Below are 23,731 nucleotides of genomic sequence, written 5' to 3' on the forward strand. Positions count from 1 at the left end.
TCTCTTTATATATGCATCTGATAGCGCCGCTATTTATTTGCATCATATGCAGGCATAACATCTCTGCGGGGCCACAAGCCTAATTTCTTTACAAGGCCTTGAATCCCTTGGGAATGTTCGTTTTCTTGCATGAGCTGGTGATATTCATTTATTAAACAATCCAGCTCCTGACTGTGTCTGATCGTGTCATGCCCTGTAAATCCCTGCTTTCTAGCGGCATCTATCATTAACTTTCTTTTTTCATCAATAGACACCAACAATCTTTCTTGTTCAGAAGAACCGCCCATTCACTTCACCCCTCGCCGCTAAGAAATAGGAAACAAGTTTGATTGGGTTATTGTGCATTATTACAGATTATACTTTATTTGTAAACATATTTTCATTAAATAAGTTAATTTTTCAGGTATAATAGATATATTGATAGGATTAGAAGAACAATACCCAGGTGAAGAATATCTTAAACACACCGCCAGGCAGGAGGTATGCCCGATGAAGAAAAAGAAAGCAATAATGCTCGGAGCGGCAGGCGGAAAAGCGGTTTTAAAAAGGAAAAACCGAAAAAAATGTATCCAGCACATCACTATTTTTTTTCAAATGCTTCGCGATTGGAGAAACGGTGACTACCCCCGTTCACAGATTAAAACACTTTTGCTTCTAAGTGCTGCCATCTTGTATATCGCCATGCCGCTCGATATCATTCCAGACGTTATCCTCGGTCTTGGGATCATTGACGATGCAGCTGTTCTAGGTTTGATTTGGACACTGATTAAAAAAGAAATGTCACAATATGAAAAGTGGCGTTTGCAATAAATATAAAAAGCCCCGTTCGATTGAACGGGGCTTTTCCTGCTTATTGATTCACGCTGTCTTTTTCATAAATCGGAACCCAGCCTTCAGTTGTGACAAAGATTCTCACAGCAACAACTTTGCGGTCCTCCTGAAGCGTGAAGTAATGGCGGATATTCTCAGGCACTGAGATTAAATCTCCAGGGTTTAAACGGACATCAAAAAACGTTCCGTCTTTGCCTTGAATAACAAAAATGCCGTGTCCGCTTACGATAAAACGGACCTCATCGTCTGTATGGTGATGCTCTCTTTTAAAGTTCTCAAGCAGTTCATCAAGTTTCGGATTGCTGTCTGACAAGGAGATAACATCCTGTGCTTTATAGCCGCGTCGGGCTGAGATATCTTTAATTTCAGTTTCAAAGGTATCGAGGATTTGCTGTTTTTCTTCTTCTGTCAGATCATATTTCTCAGAAAGCTGTACAGGAAGCTTTGCGATATCCCATTGCTCATAAATAACCTCTTGACTGTCGAGAAAGCTTGCAACTTCCTCTTGTTTTACAATCGTTGTATTCGCCTCATCATGAATTCGAATTGTTGCCAATTTAGTTCCTCCTTTTATTTAACCAGCTGATGCTGGAGTGTTTTCAATTTCAAATGGTAGCTGAACAAAAATTCATATGCTTCAAGCACTCTTTTTGCTTCAAATGCCGTTCTGCCCCAAGCGGTAATACCGTGGTTTCGGATCAGAACAGCTCCTGAATCTTCTGAAACCTCTTCGACAAACAGTGCCGCGAGTGTAGGAATATGAGCCGGATTTTCAATGATCGGAATGGTCACTTCTGCATTCTCTTCCCACAGGCCGAGCGCTTTTATAATTTCCTGGCCTCTGAATGTGATTTTCTTTTGGTCCCCGTATAGCTCTGAAATCACATTATTGTTTACCGTATGGACGTGCAGGCAGCATCCGGCATTTGTTTTATTGTACAAATGTGTATGCAAGAGCGTTTCTGCTGACGGTTTCAAAGAATGTCCGCTCTCGGCAGGCTCTCCGTTTTGATCCACTAACAGAAAATCTTCGTCCGTTTCTTTTCGTTTATCTTTACCGCTTGCGGTTACGAGAAATGTTAAAGGCTCATCAGTAACCTTAATAGACAAATTGCCGCTAGTCGCCGGAAACCAATCTCGTTCGGCCAATTCCCGTTTTACTTCAGCGAGCTCTCGCCAGCGTTGTTGTTTTGCAGCCATTCCTGTACCTCCGTTACATTCTCAATATCTTTTCTTATCTCATTAAAATCTTGATACGAAAGATGATTCAGGTTCCGTTCCCGGCATTCGTTTAATAAGTAATCCCTTGCAAAGCAAAGGTCAGACAGCTTTGCCGCCTCCACATCTGTAACCGAATCACCGATCATGATGATATATTGGTTTGGCTCAGAAAGTTCATGTATCACCGACGGCTTGCAGCAGCCGCATTGGTTGCTGCATGTTCCCTTGCAAGAATGAGGCCAGTCAATATGAATATAGTCACTGTCAAATGACGCATGGTTGCAATAAATACGATCTTTCTCCACAATGCCTTCAAGCAATGGATACACAAAAAAGTCCATTCCTCCGCTAACGACATAAAACGGAAGCTCATGCTCCTTGACAAACGCTACAAATTCCCGAAAGCCTTCCCTGATTTTTGCATCTTCCAATACAAACCTTGTAATCTCTTCTTTTAAACTGCTTGGCAGAAGACCGAACATCCGCCCGACACCTTCCTTGACCGAAAGCGTTTTGGAAAGTACGCCGTCTTTTAATGCCGTCCACTCCGGCGGAGCGAAAGTTTTCATGATACTTATAATGTTGTCGTTCATTGTGATGGTTCCGTCAAAATCACAAATAATTAAAGGCTTTCGAGTCGTCATACGGCTTCAACCTTTCCCCATTTATCAAGCGCAAGCTTCAGATCCTTACATTGTTCGGCTTTTTCATCAATCGGCTGAGCTTCTAAGACCGCATCAATAATGGCTCTGAATGCTTTGCCCCCGCCTTGGGCGCCGTTCGGATGTCCGTGTACTCCTCCCCCGGCGTTAATAATATGATCTATACCGAAATCCCGCATTAAAAGCGGAACCATACCGGGATGAATGCCTGCTGACGGAACGGCAAATGTTTGATGAAAGGCATCCTCTCTCACACATTCTTCGTGAATCGCCAGCGCATCTTCTTTTGGAAGCGCAACCGAACCGTATGGAGATGGGAAGAGACTGAAGTCAGCACCGCAATACCGGTTTAATTTTCCGAGCAAAAGAGCGTGAGAAAAGCCGTAGAACGGTGAAGACGTAAACGCCCCGCTGACCGCTGGATGTGCCATAATCGGGATTGCGATTTCGTGATCTTCCGCTAGGCTTTGCATGACGTCCAAACCGTAAGCGAAGACATTAAACAAAAGCGCATCCGCTCCTAATTCGGCAGCGCGTCTCGCTCTGTCTTTCAGATCAGCCGTACGTCCAGTCAAATTGACAGCATACAGCGTTTTATGCCCGGTTTGCTCATACGTTTCTTTCAATATTTGCTTTCCTTCTGTAATTCTTGTTTCAAAAGGCGCCAGACCTGTCTCAAAGAAAATTTCATCGTCCTTAATCAAGTCAACACCGCCAAGCGCCTGCTGTCTGAGCTGTTCTTTAATATCACTCAGGTCCCTTCCGATAACCCCTTTAAATATGCTCATTAACAGCGGTCTCTCAAACTCTCCCAACAGCTTCCGAATACCATATACGCCAAACTTCGGTCCCGGCAGCGTGCGCTTAAATGCTTCAGAGAAGTGAAGATCGATTAATTTGATTTTCCCGTCCAGCGACAGCTTGCCAAACACTGTTGTCAGCAAAGCCGGAATATCCTGAGAGAAATTCATTTCAGGATAGGCAATTGTGATCACCGCTTGTTTTCCTGATGCAAGAGTCCCCTCTCTCTCCTCGACCTTTATCACCCGTCCCTTGTGCTTTTGCATTTGCTCCTGTTTTACCAAGGGCAGATCAGTCCAGGAGCCTACTGTCAATCCTGTTGCGATTTGGTCTGCTTTTTTCTCTGCATCGACTCCCGGTTCTGTCAGGAGATATGTTGCTAATAACTCACTCATGCCAGAGCTCCTTTCATTTTCATCCATATAAAAAAACCTCTTCAAACAGCAATCGCGTCTAAAGAGGTTTCGTTTCTCGTCCGAATCTTATCTCTCAGCCGCCAGCTGCAAGAATTAGCACCGTGCTTTACAAGTCGGTTGCCGGGCTTCATCGGGCTCGTCCCTCTGCCTGCTCTTGATAAGAAAATATAGATTTTATAAATTATTTTGAATTATCCCATCGTTATCAGATCTTGTCAATGCTTTTTTGGGTAAACAGGTTCAGTTTCCCAATTCGATAAGCGGCTTCCTTGAGTCTTTCTTCACTTGTCAGCAGTCCGACTCTGACGTAACCCTCACCATATGCACCAAAGCCGTTTCCAGCTGCAACCGCCACATTCGCTTTTTCCAGCAAAAGGTCTGAGAACTGCTCGGAAGTATACCCTTCAGGCACAGGCAGCCATGCAAAAAATGAACCTGCCGGAGCTGTCACATCCCAGCCGATTTCCCGGCATGCCGTGATCCAAGCGTTTCGCCTGCTTTCATATCGGGCATTTTGCTCCGCCACACATGCCTGATCAGCTAACAGTGCCGCCGCTGCAGCTTCCTGAGTCGCTCTGAAAAGGCTGACAAACATATGGTCTTGATAAAGATTAATCGCTTCAATGACCGAAGCGTTTCCGACGGCAAAGCCGACCCGCCACCCTGCCATATTATACGTTTTTGACAGCGTGTAAATTTCAATTCCGATATCCTTCGCACCTTCAGTCTGCAAAAAGCTTAAAGGCTTGCAGCCGTCAAATCCTACAGCGCCGTAAGCAAAATCGTGAACGACACAGATCCCGTTTTCTTTCGCAAAACTCACGGTTTCTTCAAAAAATTCAGAGGTAGCAACAGCTCCGGTCGGATTATTCGGATAATTTAAATACATCAATTTCGCCTGATCCCTCACTTCAGCGGCGATGCTGCAGTAATCAGGAAGAAACGCCCTGTCCTTTACGAGCGGCATCATTTCCATCTTCGCTTTCGCGAGTGTGACACCTGACCAATAATCAGGATAGCCCGGGTCCGGAACTAAAATCGTATCACCAGGATTCAGCAAGCATTGCGGGAGCTCGACCAGACCGGCTTTCCCGCCGAATAATACAGCGACTTCAGTTTCAGGATCAAGATCAATGCCGTATTCTCTTTTATAAAATGCTGCCGCTGCCGACTTCAGACTGTATGAGCCGCGAAAAGACGAATATTTATGATTTTCTGGATCAGCAACGGCTCGTTTCATTTCCTCAACGATATGTTCCGGAGTCGGCTGATCCGGATTTCCCTGTCCGAGGTTAATGACGTCGTGTCCTTCTGCGAGCTTTCGGTTCACTTTCTGCACCAGAGAAGCGAAGAATTGTTTAGGCAATTCCTTCAATACATGAGACTGTTCAAATTTCATCTATTCTCACCTTCTAAAAAATTCTTGAAATAATAGTCCATCATCATATATGGTTAAATGAAAAAAGTAAAGAAAAATTTGGGGTGTTAAAAAGATGAAATGGACGATATCTTGTCTTCAATTTGATATTTCATACGGTAAACCTTCGGAAAATATAAAAAAGGCTGAATTTTTAATCGAAAAAGAAAGTAAGCATGCTGATGTTCTTGTTCTTCCTGAATTATGGACGACCGGATATGACCTGTCCAACCTTGATGAGCTCGCTGATGAAGACGGGCGTTCTGCTCAGAACTGGCTGAAGAAAACGGCAAAGAAACATGGCGTTCATATTGTCGCCGGATCGGTCGCTGTCAGAAAGGATTCTGATGTTTATAATACAATGTACATCGCGGATAAGGAAGGACAAATCATTAAAGAGTACAGAAAAGTCCATCTTTTTCAGCTGATGGATGAGCATGTGTATTTATCAGCCGGTTCCGAAGACGGCTACTTTGAGCTAGATGGCGTCAAAAGCTCAGGACTGATCTGTTACGATATCCGTTTTCCGGAGTGGATCAGAAAACATACGACGAAAGGAGCCAACGTGCTGTTTATTTCTGCGGAATGGCCCCTTCCCCGCCTTGATCATTGGAAAAGCCTGCTTATTGCGCGGGCCATTGAGAATCAATGCTTTGTCGCTGCCTGCAATTGTACCGGTTCAAATCCAGATAATGAATTTGCCGGGCATAGCCTGATTATTGATCCATGGGGGCGTATACTTGCTGAAGGCGGCCTGGAAGAAGGCATAGTACGTGCGGAAATCGACCTTCAGGAAAGCGTTGAAGTGCGGGAGAGCATTCCTGTTTTCGATGATATCAGAAAAGATTTATATTAAAAAATATATTGACAACTTAATAAAACACCTGTTACTATGTTCATCAACTGATAAATTAGAATTGTTTAACAAGTGAATATATTCTCTTATCGAGAGTTGGGCGAGGGATTTGGCCTTTTGACCCCAACAGCAACCGACCGTAATTCCATTGTGAAATGGGGCGCATCTTTTTCGCGCCGAGACGCTCGTCTCTTAAGGCACGGTGCTAATTCCTTCAGATCTGATCTGAGAGATAAGAGAGGCGGACATAGATGTTAAGCCTCCTTCTCTCTGAGAAGGAGGCTTTTTTACGGCCATTCAGCTGCAAACATATCAAAGAGATTACATAATTGGAGGTTATGACAATGGCAGTCACAAAAACACCTTTATACGAAACGTTAAATGAAAGCTCCGCTGTGGCACTTGCGGTGAAGCTTGGCTTATTTCCAAGCAAAAGCACGCTGACATGCCAGGAGATCGGCGACGGCAATTTAAATTACGTTTTTCATATTTATGATCAAGAACATGACAGAGCATTGATCATTAAACAGGCAGTTCCTTATGCAAAAGTGGTCGGAGAAAGCTGGCCGCTGACAATCGATCGCGCAAGAATTGAAAGCAGTGCTCTCATACGCCAGGGCGAGCATGTCCCCCATCTGGTTCCAAGAGTGTTTTATTCTGATACAGAAATGGCGGTTACCGTCATGGAGGATCTTTCTCACCTGAAAATCGCAAGAAAAGGACTCATTGAGGGGGAACATTATCCGCACCTGTCACAGCACATCGGTGAATTTTTAGGAAAAACACTTTTCTACTCATCAGATTACGCGCTTGAACCCAAGGTGAAAAAACAGCTTGTTAAACAATTTACAAATCCGGAGCTGTGCGACATAACGGAAAGACTTGTCTTTACAGATCCTTTCTTTGATCATGACACAAATGACTTTGAAGAAGAGCTTCGGCCTTTTGTCGAGAAGCTGTGGAATAATGACAACGTCAAAATCGAAGCCGCTAAGCTGAAAAAGTCGTTTTTAACATCTGCAGAAACATTGATTCATGGTGATTTGCATACAGGAAGCATTTTCGCCAGCGAACATGAAACAAAGGTGATTGATCCTGAATTTGCTTTTTACGGACCGATCGGCTTTGATGTAGGCCAATTTATTGCCAACTTATTCTTGAACGCACTCGGTCGTGACGGGGCTGACAGAGGGCCGTTATATGAACATGTTAAGCAGGTCTGGGAAACGTTTAAAGAGACGTTTAGTGTAGCCTGGGAGAAGGACAGTCTGGATGTTTACGCCAAAATCGACGGTTACCTTACTGATACGCTCAGTCATATTTTTGAAGAGGCGATCGGGTTTGCGGGCTGCGAGCTGATACGCCGCGCGATCGGACTTGCGCATGTGGCTGATCTGGATACGATCGTGCCGTTTGATAAACGAATCGGCAGAAAACGGCTGGCGCTCGAAACCGGCACAGCTTTTATCGAAAAACGTTCGGAATTCAAAACGATAACGGATGTTATTGAATTATTTAAGTTACTTGTAAAGGAATGATCCATTCATGACCCATTCATTTGCTGTTCCGCGTTCTGTTGAATGGAAAGAAACAGCCATTACCATTTTAAATCAGCAAAAGCTTCCTGATGTGACGGAATATCTGGAGCTGACGACGAAAGAGGATGTATTTGACGCCATTGTCACACTCAAAGTAAGAGGCGCTCCGGCCATCGGCATTACAGCTGCCTTCGGACTTGCGCTTGCTGCAAAAGACATCGAAACAGATGATGTCACGGAATTCCGCCGCAGACTGGATGACATCAAACAGTATTTAAACAGCTCACGGCCTACCGCCATTAATTTATCATGGGCGCTTGAGAGACTGAGTCATTCGATCGAAAACGCCATTTCCGTAAATGAAGCAAAAACAAACCTTGTCCATGAAGCGATTCAGATTCAGGTCGAAGATGAGGAAACGTGCCGAATGATCGGCCAAAACGCCCTGCAGCTTTTCAAAAAAGGCGACCGGATTATGACGATCTGCAATGCCGGTTCTATCGCGACAAGCCGTTATGGAACGGCACTCGCTCCATTTTACTTAGCCAAACAAAAGGATTTGGGATTGCATATTTATGCTTGTGAAACAAGACCTGTCCTTCAAGGTTCACGCCTCACTGCGTGGGAGCTGATGCAGGGAGGCATTGATGTCACTCTAATCACAGACAGCATGGCCGCCCATACGATGAAGGAAAAACAAATTTCCGCTGTCATCGTCGGAGCTGATCGAATTGCAAAGAACGGTGATACGGCAAATAAAATCGGAACATACGGTCTCGCGATTTTAGCAAACGCCTTTGATATTCCGTTTTTTGTCGCCGCACCATTATCTACATTTGATACGAAAGTGAAAAGCGGCGCTGATATCCCGATAGAGGAACGGGATCCCGAGGAAGTAAGGCAGATTTCCGGAGTCCGGACCGCACCAACCGACGTGCCTGTCTTTAATCCCGCTTTTGACATTACGCCCCATGATCTCATTTCAGGAATCATCACAGAAAAAGGGATTATGACCGGTTCGTATGAAGAAGAAATTGAACAGCTGTTCAGAGGCGAAAAGGTTCACTAAAAAACCGCTGCACTTTGCTCATTTTGGGCCGAGTCAGCGGTTTTTTTGTTTGTTTTTATTGATATTGATGATTTCATCTTTTTGAGCGCTTGATAAGATATGCAGTTTCACAAACAGTTTGGCAAAAACGGCAATTTTCTCAGAGCGGCTCGGCTTCAATTGCTTTGTCCTCCTTTTTCATCAGACCAACTTTTTTAACTTAATAAAATGATATGTCGGCCGTGAAAAAAGGGAACGTGCCATATGTTTTATTTTTCTTTGTAGGAGATTTGCTCGATGTTCAGCAAAAATGCTTTGATATCAGTTTTGCTCCCAGCGTACCCTGTTAACGCACTGTTTTTGCCGATCACTCTGTGGCATGGGACAAAAATCGGCAGGTCGTTTCGTTTATTAGCCTGTCCGACTGCGCGCACCGCTTTCGGACTGCCGACCGCAGCGGCGATGTCAGCATAGCTTCGGGATTCTCCGTATGGTATCATCGCCAGCGCTTCCCACACTTTTTGCTGAAAAGGAGTGCCCTTTTGGCTGAGCGGCAGTGAGAATCTCTTTCTTTCGCCGGCGAAATATTCATGAAGCTGTTTTTTGGCCTCTGCCAGATAAGGTGTTTCCATGTGCTCTGTATTCTGAACGCTTTCTTTCCAATCCATCCAATCTTCCTGACTGAGAAATAGACGAGTGATATGTCCATCCTCCTCAGCAATTATAAGTTCCCCGAGCGGCGTTTCCGCTGTCGTATAGTAGTTCATTCATCAATCCTTCTTTCTTCAGCATTCTGTCTGACGGGAAGCGTAAGATGGAAAACGGTGCCCTTCCCTTCTTCACTTTCTACCATGATTTCGCCTTGATGCTCTTCAATAATTTTATAGCTTACCATAAGCCCAAGTCCAGTTCCCCGTTCCTTTGTCGTATAAAACGGTTCACCAAGGCGCTTTAATTTATCTTCTGTCATTCCGATTCCCTCGTCTTTTAAGGAGATGAGAACATGATCTTGATCCAATGTCCTTATCGTCACAAAAATGTTTCCGCCGTCAGGCATCACTTCGATGGCATTTTTTAATATATTGATAAATACTTGTTTCAGCTGATTCGGTTCACAGTAGATCGGTGGGATGTCGCCAATTAGCTCAAGATGCATTTGCACGTTGCTAAGATTGGCTTGCGCGTTGAGAAGGTCTATGGTGTCTCTCATAATTTGGGTAACATGTTTTTCTTCATACATAATGGCCTGGGGCTTGGCTAAAATCAAGAATTCGGTGATGATGGATTCGATGCGCTTTAGTTCTGAGGTGATCACGTTGAAGTAAAGGGCGTAGTCTCCCTCCACACTTCCTTTCAGAAGCTGAATGAAGCCTTTAAGAGCTGTCATCGGATTTCTGATTTCATGAGCGATGCCTGCAGCGAGTTCGCCGACAACATGAAGGGTATCTGACTTGCGCAGGCGTTCCTCCAGTTCTTTTCGCTCTGTTACGTCTTTAAAGATAGCCAGGTTCATATTTTGAATAATATTTCGTTTAAATGAGAATTCCAGTTTTCTGTTGTCATTGCTGCTCAACAAAAACGGAATTTCGTTGTCCATTTCATCAAAATTAATCTGCCTTGCCGGCGAAGCAAGGTTTTCTATTTCATATGAAGAAATAATATCTAATAGGCTGTGCTGTTTAATCTCTTCATGTGACAGGCCTAAAATGTTGCTTGCTAACGGGTTGGCGTCGATGATTCGGTATTGATTGTCGAACAATACATTGCCGTCCATTGAGCCGTTGAACACTTTTCTGAATTTCAGCTCACTTTCCCGAAGCTCCTTTTCCATCCGCTTTCTGTCGCTGACGTTTCTTAAAATCGTCAAGTGCTGATTCTCTAATATTGTCCGCTTTGAGGTAAATTCGAGTTCTTTGAACTGCCCGTTCCCCATTTGAAACAGCAGCTCTTCTCTGATCTCTCCGTATTTTGCGTATTTCCTTTTCGTTATGCTGTATTTCTGCTGCGAGTCAACGAGAAAATCACACAGCCTTCTCTTCAACAGCAAATTCATCGGCAGCTCAAAGATTTTACAGGCTGACTGATTCGCCTTCACAATTCTTCCGTCATTCGACCAGATGATAATGGCGTCCATCGCATTTTCAAATATTTCTCTAAATCGCTCCTCACTTTTAAAGAGCTGCAGCTCCATAGACCGCTTCTCTGTGATATCCCTCATAATGGACATGTAAAAACCGCTGATGATGTTTGAAGTAATCGTGAATTCAAATAGCTTTTGGACTCCTGAACGAAGCTTGACGGGCAGCTCCCCCTTCGCTTTTCCCTTGCGGTTGAGCGCCTTCCATATATTATCAAAGTCTTTTCGTGAGCCGCTGTCTATGAACTCATACAACGATAAATGAGACAGCTCATTTTGATTGATTTCAAAGCTTTTACAGAAGGACAAATTGGCATCAATAAAACCGCCATCTTTATCAAACAGAACGATTCCGTCAACAGCTCTGTCAAACAAGTCCTTAAAAAGCTGTTCATTCATAGAGAATTCCCGCTCCAGAATCTTCTTGGAAGATATGTCTCTCATGACAACAAAAAAGAAATCCTCGCCAATCCCTCTTTTGGCCAGAAACTCTATGTATTTTGTCGCCCCGCCATCAAGCCTGATCGGAACCTCCTTCCACAGGAAACCTTTCTTAAAAAACTTCTTTACGGCAAGATTCAGCTCATCCTTTGGGATTGAAAACAAAAAATCCAAAACGGAACGCTTTTTCAAATCTTCCGAATCAACTTGAAGCATCCTCTCCGTCGCTTCATTCGCCTGAACGATCCGCATTTCATTATCACATATAAAAATAGCATCGAGCGTATTGTTGACAATCACTTGATGCTGATTCAATTCCTTTTTCAGCCGGACATTTTCTTCTTTGAGACGCTTCAGTTCTTCCTGCAGCTCTGAATTTGTCTGGACACCAAGAGTTTCCATACGTGTACACTCCTTCTTCAAAACCTATCCCTCAATATTTCTACAAAATGCGGGAACTTCCTTCATTTGCCCTATAAATTTCAGAAAATTTCAGCGCGGTTACATAACGAAGACATTTTCTACGATCCTTACCGCCACTTTACATCGTCCTAACAATCAACGGTTTTTTAGATTCCTTTTTCATCTTTTATTTTAAAATATATACCAACAGGGAATAATCTCTTAGTGACTGATTAAAGAGAAGGTGATGCTATGAGTAAATCGCGGGACAGTTATTTTGATAATGCAAAATTCTTATTGATATTCCTTGTTGTATTCGGTCATATTCTTCGATCTTTTATTAATGATAACAACTTTATGCTCTACCTCTACAAGTTCATTTACACATTCCACATGCCTGCCTTTATTCTCGTATCCGGATATTTCGCGAAAGGCTTTAAACGCGCGGGATATGTGAAAAAGCTAGCGGTCAAGCTGATTATTCCGTATTTGATTTTCCAAATCATTTATTCCGTCTTTTATTACATTATGCAAGACGAAAGTATGGCAAATGTGAATCCGATTGATCCGCAATGGTCGTTATGGTTTCTCGTCAGCTTATTCTTTTGGAATCTGCTGCTTTATCCTTTTTCAAAGCTTTCTAAGCTGTGGGCGCTGTTTGTCAGCTGCGGAATTGCCGTGCTGATCGGCTATCTTGACTTTGTCAGCAGCACGCTGAGCTTGTCGCGGACATTTGTATTCTTACCGATGTTCCTTGTCGGGTTTTATTTAAATAAACATCATTTTGATTTACTGAGATCAAAACGAGGCAAACAAATTGCGACCGGGGTGCTTGCCGCCGTATTCGTCATCTGCTGGGGCATTGATTTTGACTATTCTTTTCTGTTCGGCTCTAAACCGTATTCTTCATTTGGAGACGTTACCCTGGCTAGCGGCCTGATCAGGATCGGCTGGTATGTACTCGCCTTCGCATCTACTTTCAGCTTTTTAGCGCTCGTTCCGCAAAAACGCTATTTCTTTACAAAATGGGGCACGCGGACATTTTACGTCTATCTGCTTCATGGGTTTATTATTAAAACGCTGCGGCAGGTCGGTCTTGAGGATCAGCTTACTGACTATCAGAACTTAGTCATTCTATTACTTTTAACCGCTGCCCTTACGTCCGTTCTCTCCAGCAATTTTGTTAAGACAGTTGCTCAGCCCTTCATTGAGCTGAGAATGACCAGCTTATTGCAATTCGTCAGGGGAAGCAGCAAAAATGCTTATTTAAAATAGAAAAGCACCTCTTAAGCGGAACATCGCCTAAGAGGTCTTTTTTTATTTTTGTTTTTTCTCTTTTTTCTTTTTAGGCTTTGTGACTTCTAGCGTTTCAATGATTTTCCCGGCATTATAATCCCCAAATTCACTTGAGAATTCTTCCTCCAGCACCTTCTTATTCATAGGCTTTTTATGATTTTGCATATCTTTGCTATGACGGTTTTTCTTCAAAATCACATGCCTCCTTGCTGACCCTGTTTGGAATTGCGGTTTGCACCCCTAAAATTCGGGTCGTCATGATACTGTGTCTTATATGAATTTGGGTCCATGCTCTCGGTAGGTGTATTGTTATTTTTAATGGCTTCATTCACTTCAGCTTTGCGCTTCATACGAATCCTCCTCGCCAGTTTTCAGACATTTTATTTCATTAAAGATGCAATATCCTTAAGCTGCACCTGTTGATGTTAGGTTCTCCAACTGAAACGGCGTCACACATCTTTTTTTTGGCAATCAAAAAACACCGCAAAACATGCGGTGTTTTTTCTATCCGATAATCACTCTTTCCTTCGGATAATGATAATTCGCTTCGATTTCCTTTCTTCCGATCAGGTACAGGAAGGTCAGGATGCCGATTCGCCCGATAAACATCACAGTCATAATGACGCATTTTCCAACGTTGCTCAAATCAGCAGTAATGCCAAGCGACAGTCCGGTTGTGCCGAATGCCGAACACACTTCAAACAACAGCTCCGGCAGAGAATGCTTTTCTGTGATGGTCAGGATAAGTGTCGCGCCAAAAACGAGCAGGATTGCCATCATCGTGACAACAAGCGACTTCATGAGATCTGCAGGGTGAAGCTCCCGCTTGAATACCTTTACCGCTTTATTGCCGCGGGCAAAATGAAACAGCGCAAGAAGGTTCAGAGCGAAAGTCGTTGTCCGGATGCCTCCCCCGACTGAGCTTGGCGACGCTCCGATAAACATCAGCGCGCAAACAAAAAATATTGTAGCGTCTGATAATTGGCTGATATCAATGGTTGCCAGCCCCCCGCTTCGGGTTGCCGTTGATTGAAACAGGGACAGAAACAAAATGTCATGCCATGACTTTCCCGCAAACGCGTGGTTTGCTTCCAGGATATAAATGCCGATGGCTCCAAACAAGACGAGTGAGCCGAACGTAATGGTCGTGATTTTCGTAAAAAGTGTAAACGGATATCTCCGATGCTTTGAAAACAAGAAATCCTTTACTTCGACAAGCACGGGAAATCCAATTGCTCCAAATACAATTAAAAGCATTGTAATAAACTGCACAAAATAATCGTGGCGGAATGGAATCATGGAACTGCCGGTAATATCAAATCCGCCATTTGTGGTTGCGCTGATACTGGCAAAAAATCCGTGTAAATAAGCTTCCTGATAGGAATCATAGTAGGTTAAGAAATAGGTGCCGAGTATGAGCCCGCCAAAAAATTCAATCCACAAGATCAGAAAAAGAACCTGCTTCATGAGATTGACAATCCCTGAAAACTGGGATTGGTTTTGGTCAACCATAATCAATTTACGTTCTTTCAGCCCGATTCGTTTTCCCATGATCAGCCAAATAAACGTTCCGAGCGTCATAATCCCGATTCCGCCAAATTGCAGAACAAATGCCAATATAAAAATACCTATTGTGCTGAATGTGTCAGCTGTATCAACTACCGTCAGCCCCGTCACGCTGACTGAACTGACAGCCGTAAACAGCGCATCAATAAACGTCCAGTCCGCCCCCGGTTTATGGGCCGCCGGCAGACTCAGCAATATAACGGCCACAGTAACTGCAAGAAAATAATATAATGCAATCAGCTGGGCTGGAGATAGTGCCTGTATCAGTTTTCCAAGCTTAAATTTCATGTAAAATCCTTCTGCCTCTCTTTTTAGATACGGTAATTATTCTAAAGATATTAGGTCCATTTTTAAAGGCTTTTACGAAACATTTTCTTAACTTGCTTCATTTTTTATCGTTTTAGTCAAAGGAATAAAAAAAACCTCTGAGGATTATCTCAGAGGAATGTTGTTATTTCGCTTCTAACCGTCTGATTCGCTCATCTAAATCAGGGTGAGTAGAGAAAAGCGAAGATCGCTTCTTGCCATTAATCTTTAATGTTTGGACAGCTGTCTGATCGTCTTCTATAATGCGGGAAGAATAGCTCTTAAGCGTCCGGAGCGCATGAATCATCTTATCCTTGCCGGCAAGATCCGCTCCTCCCCTGTCAGCATGGAATTCACGATGGCGTGAGTACGCAAACACAACCAGGCTGCCGAGAATGGAAAAGACAATCTGAAAGACAATCATTGCAATAAAATGAACGATCGGCGCAAGATCTTCTTTGACAAAACGGCTCGCAATCCATGCTGCGATACGCGATAAAAAGACGACAAAGGTATTGACAATACCTTGTAAAAGCGTCATTGTCACCATATCACCATTAGCGATATGCGCGACCTCGTGTGCAAGCACACCTTCAACAGCGGCATCATCCATTTGCTCCAGCAGCCCTGACGACACTGCCACAAGGGAACGGCGTTTTGACGGTCCAGTCGCAAACGCGTTCACTTCAGGTGAACGGTAAATTCCGACCTCCGGCATTTTGGTTAAACCGGCAGAGCGGCTTAATCGGTGTACGCGATCAACCAATTGCTGTTCCTCATAACTGAGTGTGTGCTTGTTCGGGTTCAGCACTCTGACACCCATCATCGTCTTTGCCATCCATCTGGACATCGCAAGAGATGTAAAGGAACCGACAAAACCAACGACTAAACTGAACACAAGGAGCGCAATTGGATCGATACCGCCGTCAGCTGTAAAGTACGTTCCGACACCAGTAACAGAGCTTAAAACAGACAAAACGATCCCGATTGTTGTAAGCACCAAAATATTCGTTAAAATAAACAGAAAAATTCTTTTCGCCATAATAACCTCCGTTATTTTAAGATCAAAAGAACCTGTATATTTAATTATAAAACAACCGTTTGAAAATGCAAGTAATTAGACGTATGATGTTAATGTATTGATGACGCTTTAATTTTGAATTCATACATAAACTTATATCCGCGTCAAATTGTTTTGAAGAGGTGAACAATGAACATTTTTAAACTCACTCGAACCGATATGGTGCGGCTGCTCTATTCCCTAAAAGGACAAGGAGAAATAAGCCCGCTCGACATTCTCGTCCAATCAGCGAACATGTCAGCAGACAATGCAGCCAATCATCTTGAAATTCCTGAATTTCTTACAAGATACGAACGAAAAAAACAGAAAAAAGAATACGGTCTCTCTACAAACGAAATCGTAGAACTTGGCAACTTATGCGAGCTGACTTCGTTAAAGTCAACCGCGATCCAAAACTGGGTAAAGCGTGATATCAAAGATCTGATCGGACATCCTGAACTGGGCAAAAAATATTCAGTTGAACAGGCAGTCATTCTTTTAATTGTACGTGATTTAAAATCCATTTATGACTTTGAACACATACGGGCTATTTTAAAAGTGGCCTTTAACACCATCTCAGACAGATCCGATGATGTCATCAGCCCGATTGATTATTATGAAAGCTGTGCATATGTGCTTGATGCCATTTATCACCAAGACACGCCTTCTATGAAAGAATCCAATCTGCAGGAGATCGTCGAACAGGAGACAAATCGTCTTCGCCACCGTTTTGAAGAACTGAATGACAGCCAATGGCTTAAAATCAGACAGATCATCGCCATTACAGTACTCTCCATTTTGACGTTCCATATTCAGGCAACCGCACATAAAATGACAGCTGACATTCTATAGTCCCCGGCTAAAGGCCGGGGTTTTCTTATTCTCCACAACAATTGCCAGCATAAATAAACCCCGTACATTTCAAACTAAATACGCGTTAAGAATTTCTTTATAGAAAAAGGAGATGAAAAAGATGGCGAGCAGAAATAAACTCGTTGTTCCAGGGGTGGAGCAGGCACTAGACCAATTTAAACTCGAAGTGGCTCAAGAATTCGGTGTGAACCTTGGTTCTGATACAGTCGCACGCGCTAACGGCTCTGTAGGCGGGGAAATGACAAAGCGTCTGGTACAGCAAGCACAATCACAATTAAATGGCACAACTAAATAAATTCAGGTCTTTATTCGCCGGGGTCACTCGGCGAATCTTCAGTTTGAGCTGAATTATTATTACTGCTGTAGCCGTTTGGATTACGGCGGTCAGAAGCGTTATTCCCGCCGGACGAAGAACGATTCTTTCCTTTGTCACCGTTATTCCAGTCCCTGTGATACTGGCTTTGGCCCTTTTCAGCGCTATTTTCCTCATTTCCTTTATCTTGAGGATCTTGTATTGGGGTTTGCTCATGATCCCCATCTTTTTCAGCATTTGTGTTTTCATCTGATTCCTTTACATCTTTATCTTTGTCACTATCATCAGTCTGGTCATCCGTTGTGTCTTCTTTCTGTTCACCGGAATCCGTATCATCCAGCTGTTCATTATCTCCTTGCTTGCTGTCCTCGCCGTCTGTTTGATCGATGGTTTCATCCTCATTTCCGGCACTCTTTTGATCCTCTTCCCCGGATGGTTTGGTGGAGTCTTCTTTTGAATCTTTATGATTATTCTTTTCATTTGATTTGATGTAGCTGCCTGTTGAAACGCCTTCCTTCTTCGCTTTTTCCCTCGTTTGCATATCTGACTCGAGAGATTCCATGCGGTATGTCGTTTTATATTTTTCCGTCACATCATTCAGCTGCTTTTTCACAGCGGTTTTATATGTATTATCTTCCGTATTTTCATAAACAGTGGAAATCAATATTTCTTTCGATTCATTTACATATCCGTGCTCACTGCAGTCGGTTATAATATCGTCAATCACCTTTTTAAAATCAGTCTTCTCCCAATCATCTATATCATTCACGACCTTCTTCCCCTCATCGTTCAGAGGCGTCAGTTCAATCACTTCGTAATCGCTGTTTAACGCCATTTCGAAGCTTGGATTGATATCAATTGTCATATACGCATAGGCCTTATTATTAGAAAAAACGGGGAGAACTATAAAAATAAAAAGCATAATAGCAGTCATCGTAAAAATCCCCATTTTGAAAGGGCGCAGTTTTAAAAAATCAAAAAAGCTGGCCCTTCTGCCCATGCGTGACTCACTCGGAAGCATGATTTCTTCTCCGATTTCATAGCTGTGGCGATCATTTTTGGCTTTTAAAAATTGTCCGTCAGGGGTCAGCAACGTGACGAATTTTCTATTTTTCTCTACTATAATCCCTCTTCTCATGAGTGCAGCACCCCTTTAAGATAATCTTTTAAATAAATATAATCACCTGTAATGATAATACACATCGCAATAATATATTTTCTGTTTCTCTCAATCGTTTTTCGGCTTACAGAGACAAGCTGTTCGAGCTGTTTCACCGGAAGCTGTTTCTTTGTATACAAGATAGTGGCCAATTCTTCATGTTCAACGAGGGTAATCGCCACCTTTATGGCGTTTTGCCTTGCGTCCGCATGCTTTGGAGAGTTTTCAAGCAGCTCCTTAAACGATAAACCATAATCTTTGAGCTGCTTCTGAAAATAGAGAATTTCCTCCCGCCTCTGCTCCTGTTCAATCTGACGGCGGTATTCATCAATGGAAAGCTCAGCTTCAATCAGGCTTTGTGATGACTCCTGATCGTCTCCTTCCTGTAAATCGATATTTATATTTTGTGCGCTTCTAGCTTCTTTTCTGATGTAATCAATGACTTTTCTTTTTATAATAAGCTCAGCAAATGCGAGCAGAGAATTGCCTTTTTCAGGTGAGTATTTTTCAATAGCTTCATTAAACGCGATCAGTCCGATGCTGAACTCATCGTCTTTTTCATCTATATATCGTTTACAAACGGATGAAACCGTCTTTGCGATAAATGGCTTATATTGCTGTATTAATTCATTTTGCAGATCTTTATTGCCTTTTTGTATACTTTCAACAGTTTTTTCAAGCGTTTGCTTCTTTTTTCCCAATTTAAACAAAAGGCTAAGCACTGGTTTCACCTCAGTTCCTCCCTATAACTACTCATTAATGATAGCTAATTTGATAGGGATTCGCAAAGGAGAAAAAGAAATATTAATTTCCAATGTCTCAATTATGACAAACCATTCTGACGTACTATACATGATTTCGTGCCTTTCTAGAGAATTAAGGGGGTTTTATCCGTGTTTTTTGTAACAAAGCTGTTATAAAAATGTTATTTTATTTCGCCTATGAAAACGTTTTAAACATGAAAAGACTCTGCTTTTCAAGCAGAGTCTTTAAGATTACGCCCTTTCCCGGCTGCTGTTTTTTTGTTCGTTTTGTGCGCCCTCCGGCTGTTTTTTTGCACCTGACATGAACCAGCCGCAAACCGCGATTGCCGCTAATACACCCCAGAATATCAACTTCCATGTTCCAGAATGGATAAAGTGCTCGGAAACAACCGCTATATCTTGATGAGCAAGTGTATATAAAGCAAGCTTCACTCCGACCCAGCCGACAATCACAAAGGCTGCTGTTTCTAGGCTTGGACGTTCCTTTAATAATTTAACAAACATTGAAGCCGCAAACCGCATAATCACCAGGCCGATGATACCACCGGCCAAAATGACGATGAATTGTCCTCCGTCAAGTCCGCCGATCTTCGGAAGCGATGTTCCAGGAAGCGTAACCGCTAGCGCTACTGCCGCTAAGATGGAATCAACCGCAAACGCGATATCAGCCAGTTCAACTTTTAAAACAGTCGGCCAAAAACCGCTTTGTTTCGTCTCTTTATGCGTGTCTTCTTTCTTAAATACATACCTTTTCAATAGGTGGCTTGCTGAGATATACAGTAAGTAGATCGCGCCAATCGCTTGAACCTGCCATACGTTGACCAAAAAAGAAATCGCGAATAAAGAGCCAAACCGCAGAACAAAAGCCCCTGCCAATCCGTAAAATAAAGCCTTTTTTCTTTTTTCCTCCGGCAAATGTTTTACCATTACCGCCATAACCAACGCGTTATCGGCGGCTAAAATACCTTCCAGCCCGATCAAGACGAGAAGAACCCAACCATACTCTAATAATAATGCTGCATCCATAAATGATACCCTCCCAAAAAAGTTGTTTTCTTTCTCTTCATCCGATCTTATGCCGGCCGGACCATACAAAAAAGACCTTTGCCGACATAAGGCAAAGGTCTTGCTAGACATGAATTCAGGCATGCCAACAAAGCCGATGGATATGACAATCCATGAAATGACGACTTTGTTTCCGGAAAGCATTCCGGACGCTACTCCCCTTTGGGATTTCAAGAAATATGATATTATACGTCAATGATATGTGCAGTGCGATTATTTGTCAACGTTTATTTTTTAAAAATACAGATAAATGTTCGGAGTGCGTGCGTTTTTTCCTCTTTTTCAACAGCAAGTAAAACACAAACAGCGCCAAAATCGCTATCCCGATCGGAAGCATATATTGATCGAGAATAGAGCCGACTTCCTTCCAATTTTCACCGAGTTTTACACCGAGATAAACATATACAAATGTTATCGGGACCATAGCGATGAACGTATAAAGCGAAAACACCCAAACGTTCATTTTTGCAATTCCGCACGGTATGGAGATCAATGTGCGGATGCCTGGCAAGAAACGGCCGCTGAAGGCTACAAAGCCCCCATGCTTTTTGAAAAATTCATCCGACTTATCGAGAGCCTCAGGTTTAATAAAGAGGTACTTCCCAAAACGCTCAAGAAACGGCCTTCCTCCGTATCGCCCTATCCAATACAGCGTGAGCGGGCCGGCCACTCCCCCAAGCGACCCCGCCAAAACGGCGCCGGCAAGCGTCATATCACCTTTAGATACCCAATAACCCGCAAGCGGCAGGACGATTTCAGCAGGGATAAACTCAATACAGAGCGCTAGAAATATTCCAAAATAAGATAAGCTTTTAAATGCTTCTATCCAAGACATAATCAGCTCTTCGATATCCATCACTTCCCCTTTGTCCAAATTTATGTAAAATACATTTTGTTTTTTCGGAAAACGTCAACATGATTTTAACACATTTTTCACGGTCAGCTGAACTAAAAATAAATCTCACATGTATTTCTTGCAATTTCTATGGTCTTAAAGGCTGAAACTCTGCGGTTAAGCAGCCGATATTAAGGAGAGTCAACTAGACTGGAACACACGGGGGGAATCTCCATTTGGAAATACACGTAACGTATAATACAACACTCATATGTTTATCTATTCTAATTGCCTGTGCCGCATCGTACACTTCCCTTGAATTGTCAAGGAAAGTCACCATCAATACAGGTTTAAAAAGCAAAGTTTGGCTGATCAGCGGCTCACTTATTATGGGATTCGGTATTTGGGCAATGCATTTTGTCGGGATGATGGCCATGCATATGGAGATGCCGATGCAATATGAATTCATGCCTTTAATGGCATCCATTGGCGCAGCTGTTTCCGGATCATTTGTATCATTATATTTTGTCAGCCGACACATTCTTACATATTACAGACTGCTTACCGGATCAGTAGTGCTTGGCGCATCTATTGCATCTATGCACTATATCGGAATGTCTTCCATTTCCCGGGTAATGATTATGTACGAACCGATTCTTTTTACAGTTTCAATAATTATTGCAATTGTAGCATCTTTCGTCTCGTTAAAAATATTCTTTGATTTGGCTGTAAAAAAACATTCTGATCATCTTATGTTCTATAAAGTCATCAGTTCGATTGTAATGGGTATAGGGATTTCAGGCATGCACTATACGGGAATGCTTGCGGCGACTTTCCACATGGACATGGCACCGCCCGGAAGCCATATGGAGGTCCATACGTTTCATTGGTCGATTTTTGTTACGTTACTCATTTTCTGTATACAAACGCTATTATTATTCAGTTCCCATGCCGACCGAAAGTTTATTAAACAGAGCGAACGCATAAAGGATAACGAACAGAGGTTTCAGTCTTTAATCATTCACAATATTGATGCCATTTTTATTTTGTCATTAGAAGGAGAGATTGTATCATCCAATCATGCTGGTGAGGACATGATCAGCAAATTTGGCTTTAGCATGCACGATTGGAGAAACTATACATCGCAGAAGATTAAGCGCCTTTTTGAGCAAGTCAAAAAAGAGAAACAAGCCATTAACAGCGATAGCGACCTTACCACTGAAAAAGGCCAGTTCCACTTAAATATTACGCTCATACCCGTTGAGGTCAATCAAGAGCTGGACAGCATTTATGTCATCTGCAAGGACATGACAAAGCAGTATAGAGCAGAAAAAGAAATCCATAGAATGGCTCATTACGATTCGCTAACAGATTTACCCAACAGACGGCACGCCATCTCGCACTTAACAGAGGTGCTGAATCGCGAGTATACCTTGAATTATAACACCGTTGTATTCTTTCTGGACTTAAACCGCTTTAAAGTGATTAACGATGCACTAGGACACAATGTCGGCGATCAGCTGCTTCAGCTGGCAGCTAGACGTCTGTCTTCTGTTGTCCCTGATAATGGATTTATCGCCCGCCTTGGCGGAGATGAATTTATTATCATATTGACGGACGCCAATACCAGAACAGGCGAAGCAGATGTTTTAGCAAGAAAAATTATCCAAAAATTCAAAAAGCCATTTAAAATCCAGGATCACACGCTTGTCACATCTGTCAGTATCGGGATTGCGATATCACCGAAAGACGGGACGGACGGCCTTGAATTGATGAAAAAAGCAGATATGGCGATGTATGCCGCTAAAGAACGAAACAAAAGCAAATACAGATACTATTCTTTTTCAATCGGCAACAAAGAAACCGTCAAGCTTAACCAAGAGATGGTGCTCAGAGAAGCCATAGAAAACAATCGATTTGTCTTGCATTATCAGCCTCAATTCAGTACAAAAAACCAAAAAATGACGGGTGCCGAAGCACTAATACGCCTTGTCACCCCCGATGGGCAGCTGTGTCCGCCCGGAGAATTCATTGGTGTTGCTGAAGAGACGGGTCTCATTATTGATATCGGAAAGTGGATAATAGATGAAGCCTGCAAGCAGGCAAGGGCTTGGTATGACAAAGGCTTTGATCTTTCTGTCGCTATTAATATTTCCGCCAGACAGTTTCAATCCGAAGATCTGATTCCCCTGATCAAGGACACGCTAATGAAATACCAGCTTCCTCCGCAGCTTCTTGAAGTTGAAGTGACAGAAAGCATGACAATGGACAATCTCGATCACTCCAAAAAAGTTTTGTCGTCTTTAACGGAATTAGGAATCAGAATCAGTATTGACGATTTCGGAACGGGGCACAGTTCTCTTAGCTATTTGAAGGATTTTCCGATTCACAGGCTGAAAATCGACAAATCGTTTATCGATGATATTCAAACCCATCCGAAATCAGAGCAAATTACCGGGGCTATTATTGCCATGGGCCATCAGCTGTCTTTGCAGGTGATTGCTGAAGGCGTGGAAAATTCAGCTCAAAAACAGCTTCTTTACGAAAAAGGCTGTGACCATTTACAAGGCTTCTATTTCAGCAGGCCGATACCGCCGGAACAACTCGAACAATTAATTCTCGAACAGCCGCTGCAATAACAGTGCCGGCTGTTTTTTTACCCATAAGTTGCTACACATGAATCGTACTCCTCCTCTTCACACTAAAGAAAAAAAGGGGTTTATC

Annotated in this window: 25 protein-coding genes and 2 riboswitches; of the genes, 8 read left to right on the forward strand and 17 right to left on the reverse strand. The window is 42.8% G+C overall.

Annotated features, from left to right (window positions below; genetic code table 11):
- Nucleotides 1–29 precede the first annotated feature (29 nt).
- Nucleotides 30–287, reverse strand: a complete 258-nt coding sequence (gene spo0E / locus KHQ79_RS11460; RefSeq protein WP_003218598.1) for an aspartyl-phosphate phosphatase Spo0E — start codon at nt 285–287, stop codon at nt 30–32.
- A gap of 202 nt (nt 288–489) precedes the next feature.
- Between spo0E and KHQ79_RS11465 the strand changes: the two genes are divergently transcribed.
- Nucleotides 490–810, forward strand: a complete 321-nt coding sequence (locus tag KHQ79_RS11465) for a YkvA family protein (RefSeq protein WP_133487678.1) — start codon at nt 490–492, stop codon at nt 808–810.
- Nucleotides 811–850: 40 nt separating this feature from the next.
- On the opposite strand, the gene mtnD is transcribed toward KHQ79_RS11465, so the two are convergent.
- From mtnD to mtnE, 5 genes are all read right to left on the reverse strand, one after another.
- On the reverse strand, nt 851–1,387 hold the full coding sequence (mtnD, locus tag KHQ79_RS11470) for an acireductone dioxygenase (protein WP_225515191.1): 537 nt from the start codon (nt 1,385–1,387) through the stop codon (nt 851–853).
- 14 nt (nt 1,388–1,401) lie between these two features.
- Nucleotides 1,402–2,031, reverse strand: coding sequence for a methylthioribulose 1-phosphate dehydratase (locus KHQ79_RS11475; RefSeq protein ID WP_225515193.1), 630 nt, complete (start codon nt 2,029–2,031; stop codon nt 1,402–1,404).
- Entirely contained in the window at nt 1,989–2,696 is a 708-nt protein-coding gene (mtnX, locus tag KHQ79_RS11480; protein WP_225515195.1) for a 2-hydroxy-3-keto-5-methylthiopentenyl-1-phosphate phosphatase, read from the reverse strand. The genes KHQ79_RS11475 and mtnX overlap by 43 nt, the downstream gene beginning before the upstream one ends.
- Entirely contained in the window at nt 2,693–3,910 is a 1,218-nt protein-coding gene (mtnW, locus tag KHQ79_RS11485; RefSeq protein WP_225515197.1) for a 2,3-diketo-5-methylthiopentyl-1-phosphate enolase, read from the reverse strand. The genes mtnX and mtnW overlap by 4 nt, the downstream gene beginning before the upstream one ends.
- An 84-nt stretch (nt 3,911–3,994) precedes the next feature.
- Nucleotides 3,995–4,095: riboswitch (SAM riboswitch) on the reverse strand.
- A 41-nt stretch (nt 4,096–4,136) separates the two neighbouring features.
- Nucleotides 4,137–5,330 (reverse strand): methionine-glutamine aminotransferase, encoded by a 1,194-nt coding sequence (gene mtnE / locus KHQ79_RS11490; protein WP_225515199.1) that lies wholly within the window; start codon nt 5,328–5,330, stop codon nt 4,137–4,139.
- 94 nt (nt 5,331–5,424) lie between these two features.
- Between mtnE and KHQ79_RS11495 the strand changes: the two genes are divergently transcribed.
- From KHQ79_RS11495 to mtnA, 3 genes are all read left to right on the forward strand, one after another.
- The gene (locus KHQ79_RS11495; RefSeq protein ID WP_060398492.1) at nt 5,425–6,204 is read left to right on the forward strand and encodes a carbon-nitrogen family hydrolase; all 780 of its coding nucleotides are present in this window, start codon (nt 5,425–5,427) and stop codon (nt 6,202–6,204) included.
- 83 nt (nt 6,205–6,287) lie between these two features.
- Nucleotides 6,288–6,443: riboswitch (SAM riboswitch) on the forward strand.
- 105 nt (nt 6,444–6,548) lie between these two features.
- Entirely contained in the window at nt 6,549–7,742 is a 1,194-nt protein-coding gene (gene mtnK, locus KHQ79_RS11500) for an S-methyl-5-thioribose kinase (RefSeq protein ID WP_225515200.1), read from the forward strand.
- Nucleotides 7,743–7,749: 7 nt separating this feature from the next.
- Nucleotides 7,750–8,811 carry an S-methyl-5-thioribose-1-phosphate isomerase gene (mtnA, locus tag KHQ79_RS11505; protein WP_003238999.1) on the forward strand — a complete coding sequence of 354 codons (1,062 nt, stop codon included), beginning with the start codon at nt 7,750–7,752 and terminating at the stop codon, nt 8,809–8,811.
- Nucleotides 8,812–8,844: 33 nt separating this feature from the next.
- On the opposite strand, the gene KHQ79_RS11510 is transcribed toward mtnA, so the two are convergent.
- The 3 genes from KHQ79_RS11510 to kinE form a co-directional block, all read right to left on the reverse strand.
- Nucleotides 8,845–8,970: a hypothetical protein gene (locus KHQ79_RS11510; protein ID WP_003218585.1), complete on the reverse strand. Its 126-nt coding sequence runs from the start codon at nt 8,968–8,970 to the stop codon at nt 8,845–8,847.
- 89 nt (nt 8,971–9,059) lie between these two features.
- Nucleotides 9,060–9,557, reverse strand: a complete 498-nt coding sequence (locus KHQ79_RS11515) for a methylated-DNA--[protein]-cysteine S-methyltransferase (protein WP_060398491.1) — start codon at nt 9,555–9,557, stop codon at nt 9,060–9,062.
- The gene (gene kinE / locus KHQ79_RS11520) at nt 9,554–11,770 is read right to left on the reverse strand and encodes a sporulation two-component system sensor histidine kinase KinE (protein WP_225515202.1); all 2,217 of its coding nucleotides are present in this window, start codon (nt 11,768–11,770) and stop codon (nt 9,554–9,556) included. The genes KHQ79_RS11515 and kinE overlap by 4 nt, the downstream gene beginning before the upstream one ends.
- Nucleotides 11,771–12,022: 252 nt before the next feature.
- Here kinE and KHQ79_RS11525 point away from each other — a divergent pair, with 252 nt between their 5' ends.
- The gene (locus KHQ79_RS11525; protein ID WP_060398489.1) at nt 12,023–13,045 is read left to right on the forward strand and encodes an acyltransferase family protein; all 1,023 of its coding nucleotides are present in this window, start codon (nt 12,023–12,025) and stop codon (nt 13,043–13,045) included.
- Nucleotides 13,046–13,087: 42 nt separating this feature from the next.
- On the opposite strand, the gene KHQ79_RS11530 is transcribed toward KHQ79_RS11525, so the two are convergent.
- The 4 genes from KHQ79_RS11530 to htpX form a co-directional block, all read right to left on the reverse strand.
- The gene (locus KHQ79_RS11530; RefSeq protein WP_003239006.1) at nt 13,088–13,258 is read right to left on the reverse strand and encodes a hypothetical protein; all 171 of its coding nucleotides are present in this window, start codon (nt 13,256–13,258) and stop codon (nt 13,088–13,090) included.
- Nucleotides 13,259–13,260: 2 nt separating this feature from the next.
- A complete protein-coding gene (locus tag KHQ79_RS11535; RefSeq protein ID WP_003232510.1) occupies nt 13,261–13,416 on the reverse strand; it encodes a hypothetical protein in 156 nt (51 codons plus the stop codon).
- A 154-nt stretch (nt 13,417–13,570) separates the two neighbouring features.
- Nucleotides 13,571–14,920 carry a TrkH family potassium uptake protein gene (gene ktrD / locus KHQ79_RS11540; protein WP_225515204.1) on the reverse strand — a complete coding sequence of 450 codons (1,350 nt, stop codon included), beginning with the start codon at nt 14,918–14,920 and terminating at the stop codon, nt 13,571–13,573.
- A gap of 163 nt (nt 14,921–15,083) precedes the next feature.
- Nucleotides 15,084–15,980: a protease HtpX gene (htpX, locus tag KHQ79_RS11545; RefSeq protein WP_225515206.1), complete on the reverse strand. Its 897-nt coding sequence runs from the start codon at nt 15,978–15,980 to the stop codon at nt 15,084–15,086.
- 168 nt (nt 15,981–16,148) lie between these two features.
- On the opposite strand from htpX, the gene htpK reads away from it, so the two are divergent.
- Nucleotides 16,149–16,850 (forward strand): transcriptional regulator HtpK, encoded by a 702-nt coding sequence (gene htpK, locus KHQ79_RS11550; RefSeq protein WP_003239009.1) that lies wholly within the window; start codon nt 16,149–16,151, stop codon nt 16,848–16,850.
- Nucleotides 16,851–16,971: 121 nt separating this feature from the next.
- Nucleotides 16,972–17,166 (forward strand): acid-soluble spore protein SspD, encoded by a 195-nt coding sequence (sspD, locus tag KHQ79_RS11555; RefSeq protein WP_003218568.1) that lies wholly within the window; start codon nt 16,972–16,974, stop codon nt 17,164–17,166.
- Between the two features lie 10 nt (nt 17,167–17,176).
- On the opposite strand, the gene KHQ79_RS11560 is transcribed toward sspD, so the two are convergent.
- From KHQ79_RS11560 to KHQ79_RS11575, 4 genes are all read right to left on the reverse strand, one after another.
- Nucleotides 17,177–18,322, reverse strand: coding sequence for an anti-sigma factor domain-containing protein (locus KHQ79_RS11560; protein WP_225515208.1), 1,146 nt, complete (start codon nt 18,320–18,322; stop codon nt 17,177–17,179).
- Nucleotides 18,319–19,074: an RNA polymerase sigma factor SigI gene (gene sigI, locus KHQ79_RS11565; RefSeq protein ID WP_225515210.1), complete on the reverse strand. Its 756-nt coding sequence runs from the start codon at nt 19,072–19,074 to the stop codon at nt 18,319–18,321. Before sigI ends, KHQ79_RS11560 begins: the two co-directional genes overlap by 4 nt.
- 264 nt (nt 19,075–19,338) lie before the next feature.
- Nucleotides 19,339–20,133: a TerC family protein gene (locus tag KHQ79_RS11570; RefSeq protein ID WP_412056950.1), complete on the reverse strand. Its 795-nt coding sequence runs from the start codon at nt 20,131–20,133 to the stop codon at nt 19,339–19,341.
- Nucleotides 20,134–20,392: 259 nt separating this feature from the next.
- Nucleotides 20,393–21,028 carry a DedA family protein gene (locus KHQ79_RS11575; protein WP_019258221.1) on the reverse strand — a complete coding sequence of 212 codons (636 nt, stop codon included), beginning with the start codon at nt 21,026–21,028 and terminating at the stop codon, nt 20,393–20,395.
- 215 nt (nt 21,029–21,243) lie between these two features.
- Here KHQ79_RS11575 and KHQ79_RS11580 point away from each other — a divergent pair, with 215 nt between their 5' ends.
- Nucleotides 21,244–23,646 (forward strand): EAL domain-containing protein, encoded by a 2,403-nt coding sequence (locus KHQ79_RS11580; protein ID WP_225515214.1) that lies wholly within the window; start codon nt 21,244–21,246, stop codon nt 23,644–23,646.
- Nucleotides 23,647–23,731: the final 85 nt, after the last annotated feature.

Source organism: Bacillus sp. TSO22, assembly GCF_020223595.1.
Taxonomy (GTDB): Bacteria; Bacillota; Bacilli; order Bacillales; family Bacillaceae; genus Bacillus; species Bacillus inaquosorum.

Bases quoted from the DNA above. Each gene is read 5' to 3' on its own strand.
- KHQ79_RS11560 (WP_225515208.1), bottom strand. From the start codon at position 18,322: ATGAGAAGAGGGATTATAGTAGAGAAAAATAGAAAATTCGTCACGTTG.
- KHQ79_RS11475 (WP_225515193.1), bottom strand. From the start codon at position 2,031: ATGGCTGCAAAACAACAACGCTGGCGAGAGCTCGCTGAAGTAAAACGG.
- kinE (WP_225515202.1), bottom strand. From the start codon at position 11,770: ATGGAAACTCTTGGTGTCCAGACAAATTCAGAGCTGCAGGAAGAACTG.
- KHQ79_RS11525 (WP_060398489.1), top strand. From the start codon at position 12,023: ATGAGTAAATCGCGGGACAGTTATTTTGATAATGCAAAATTCTTATTG.
- mtnE (WP_225515199.1), bottom strand. From the start codon at position 5,330: ATGAAATTTGAACAGTCTCATGTATTGAAGGAATTGCCTAAACAATTC.
- htpX (WP_225515206.1), bottom strand. From the start codon at position 15,980: ATGGCGAAAAGAATTTTTCTGTTTATTTTAACGAATATTTTGGTGCTT.
- mtnK (WP_225515200.1), top strand. From the start codon at position 6,549: ATGGCAGTCACAAAAACACCTTTATACGAAACGTTAAATGAAAGCTCC.
- KHQ79_RS11465 (WP_133487678.1), top strand. From the start codon at position 490: ATGAAGAAAAAGAAAGCAATAATGCTCGGAGCGGCAGGCGGAAAAGCG.
- KHQ79_RS11535 (WP_003232510.1), bottom strand. From the start codon at position 13,416: ATGAAGCGCAAAGCTGAAGTGAATGAAGCCATTAAAAATAACAATACA.
- sspD (WP_003218568.1), top strand. From the start codon at position 16,972: ATGGCGAGCAGAAATAAACTCGTTGTTCCAGGGGTGGAGCAGGCACTA.
- htpK (WP_003239009.1), top strand. From the start codon at position 16,149: ATGAACATTTTTAAACTCACTCGAACCGATATGGTGCGGCTGCTCTAT.
- spo0E (WP_003218598.1), bottom strand. From the start codon at position 287: ATGGGCGGTTCTTCTGAACAAGAAAGATTGTTGGTGTCTATTGATGAA.
- KHQ79_RS11570 (WP_412056950.1), bottom strand. From the start codon at position 20,133: ATGGATGCAGCATTATTATTAGAGTATGGTTGGGTTCTTCTCGTCTTG.
- KHQ79_RS11515 (WP_060398491.1), bottom strand. From the start codon at position 9,557: ATGAACTACTATACGACAGCGGAAACGCCGCTCGGGGAACTTATAATT.
- KHQ79_RS11575 (WP_019258221.1), bottom strand. From the start codon at position 21,028: ATGGATATCGAAGAGCTGATTATGTCTTGGATAGAAGCATTTAAAAGC.
- mtnA (WP_003238999.1), top strand. From the start codon at position 7,750: ATGACCCATTCATTTGCTGTTCCGCGTTCTGTTGAATGGAAAGAAACA.
- ktrD (WP_225515204.1), bottom strand. From the start codon at position 14,920: ATGAAATTTAAGCTTGGAAAACTGATACAGGCACTATCTCCAGCCCAG.
- KHQ79_RS11495 (WP_060398492.1), top strand. From the start codon at position 5,425: ATGAAATGGACGATATCTTGTCTTCAATTTGATATTTCATACGGTAAA.
- mtnX (WP_225515195.1), bottom strand. From the start codon at position 2,696: ATGACGACTCGAAAGCCTTTAATTATTTGTGATTTTGACGGAACCATC.
- mtnW (WP_225515197.1), bottom strand. From the start codon at position 3,910: ATGAGTGAGTTATTAGCAACATATCTCCTGACAGAACCGGGAGTCGAT.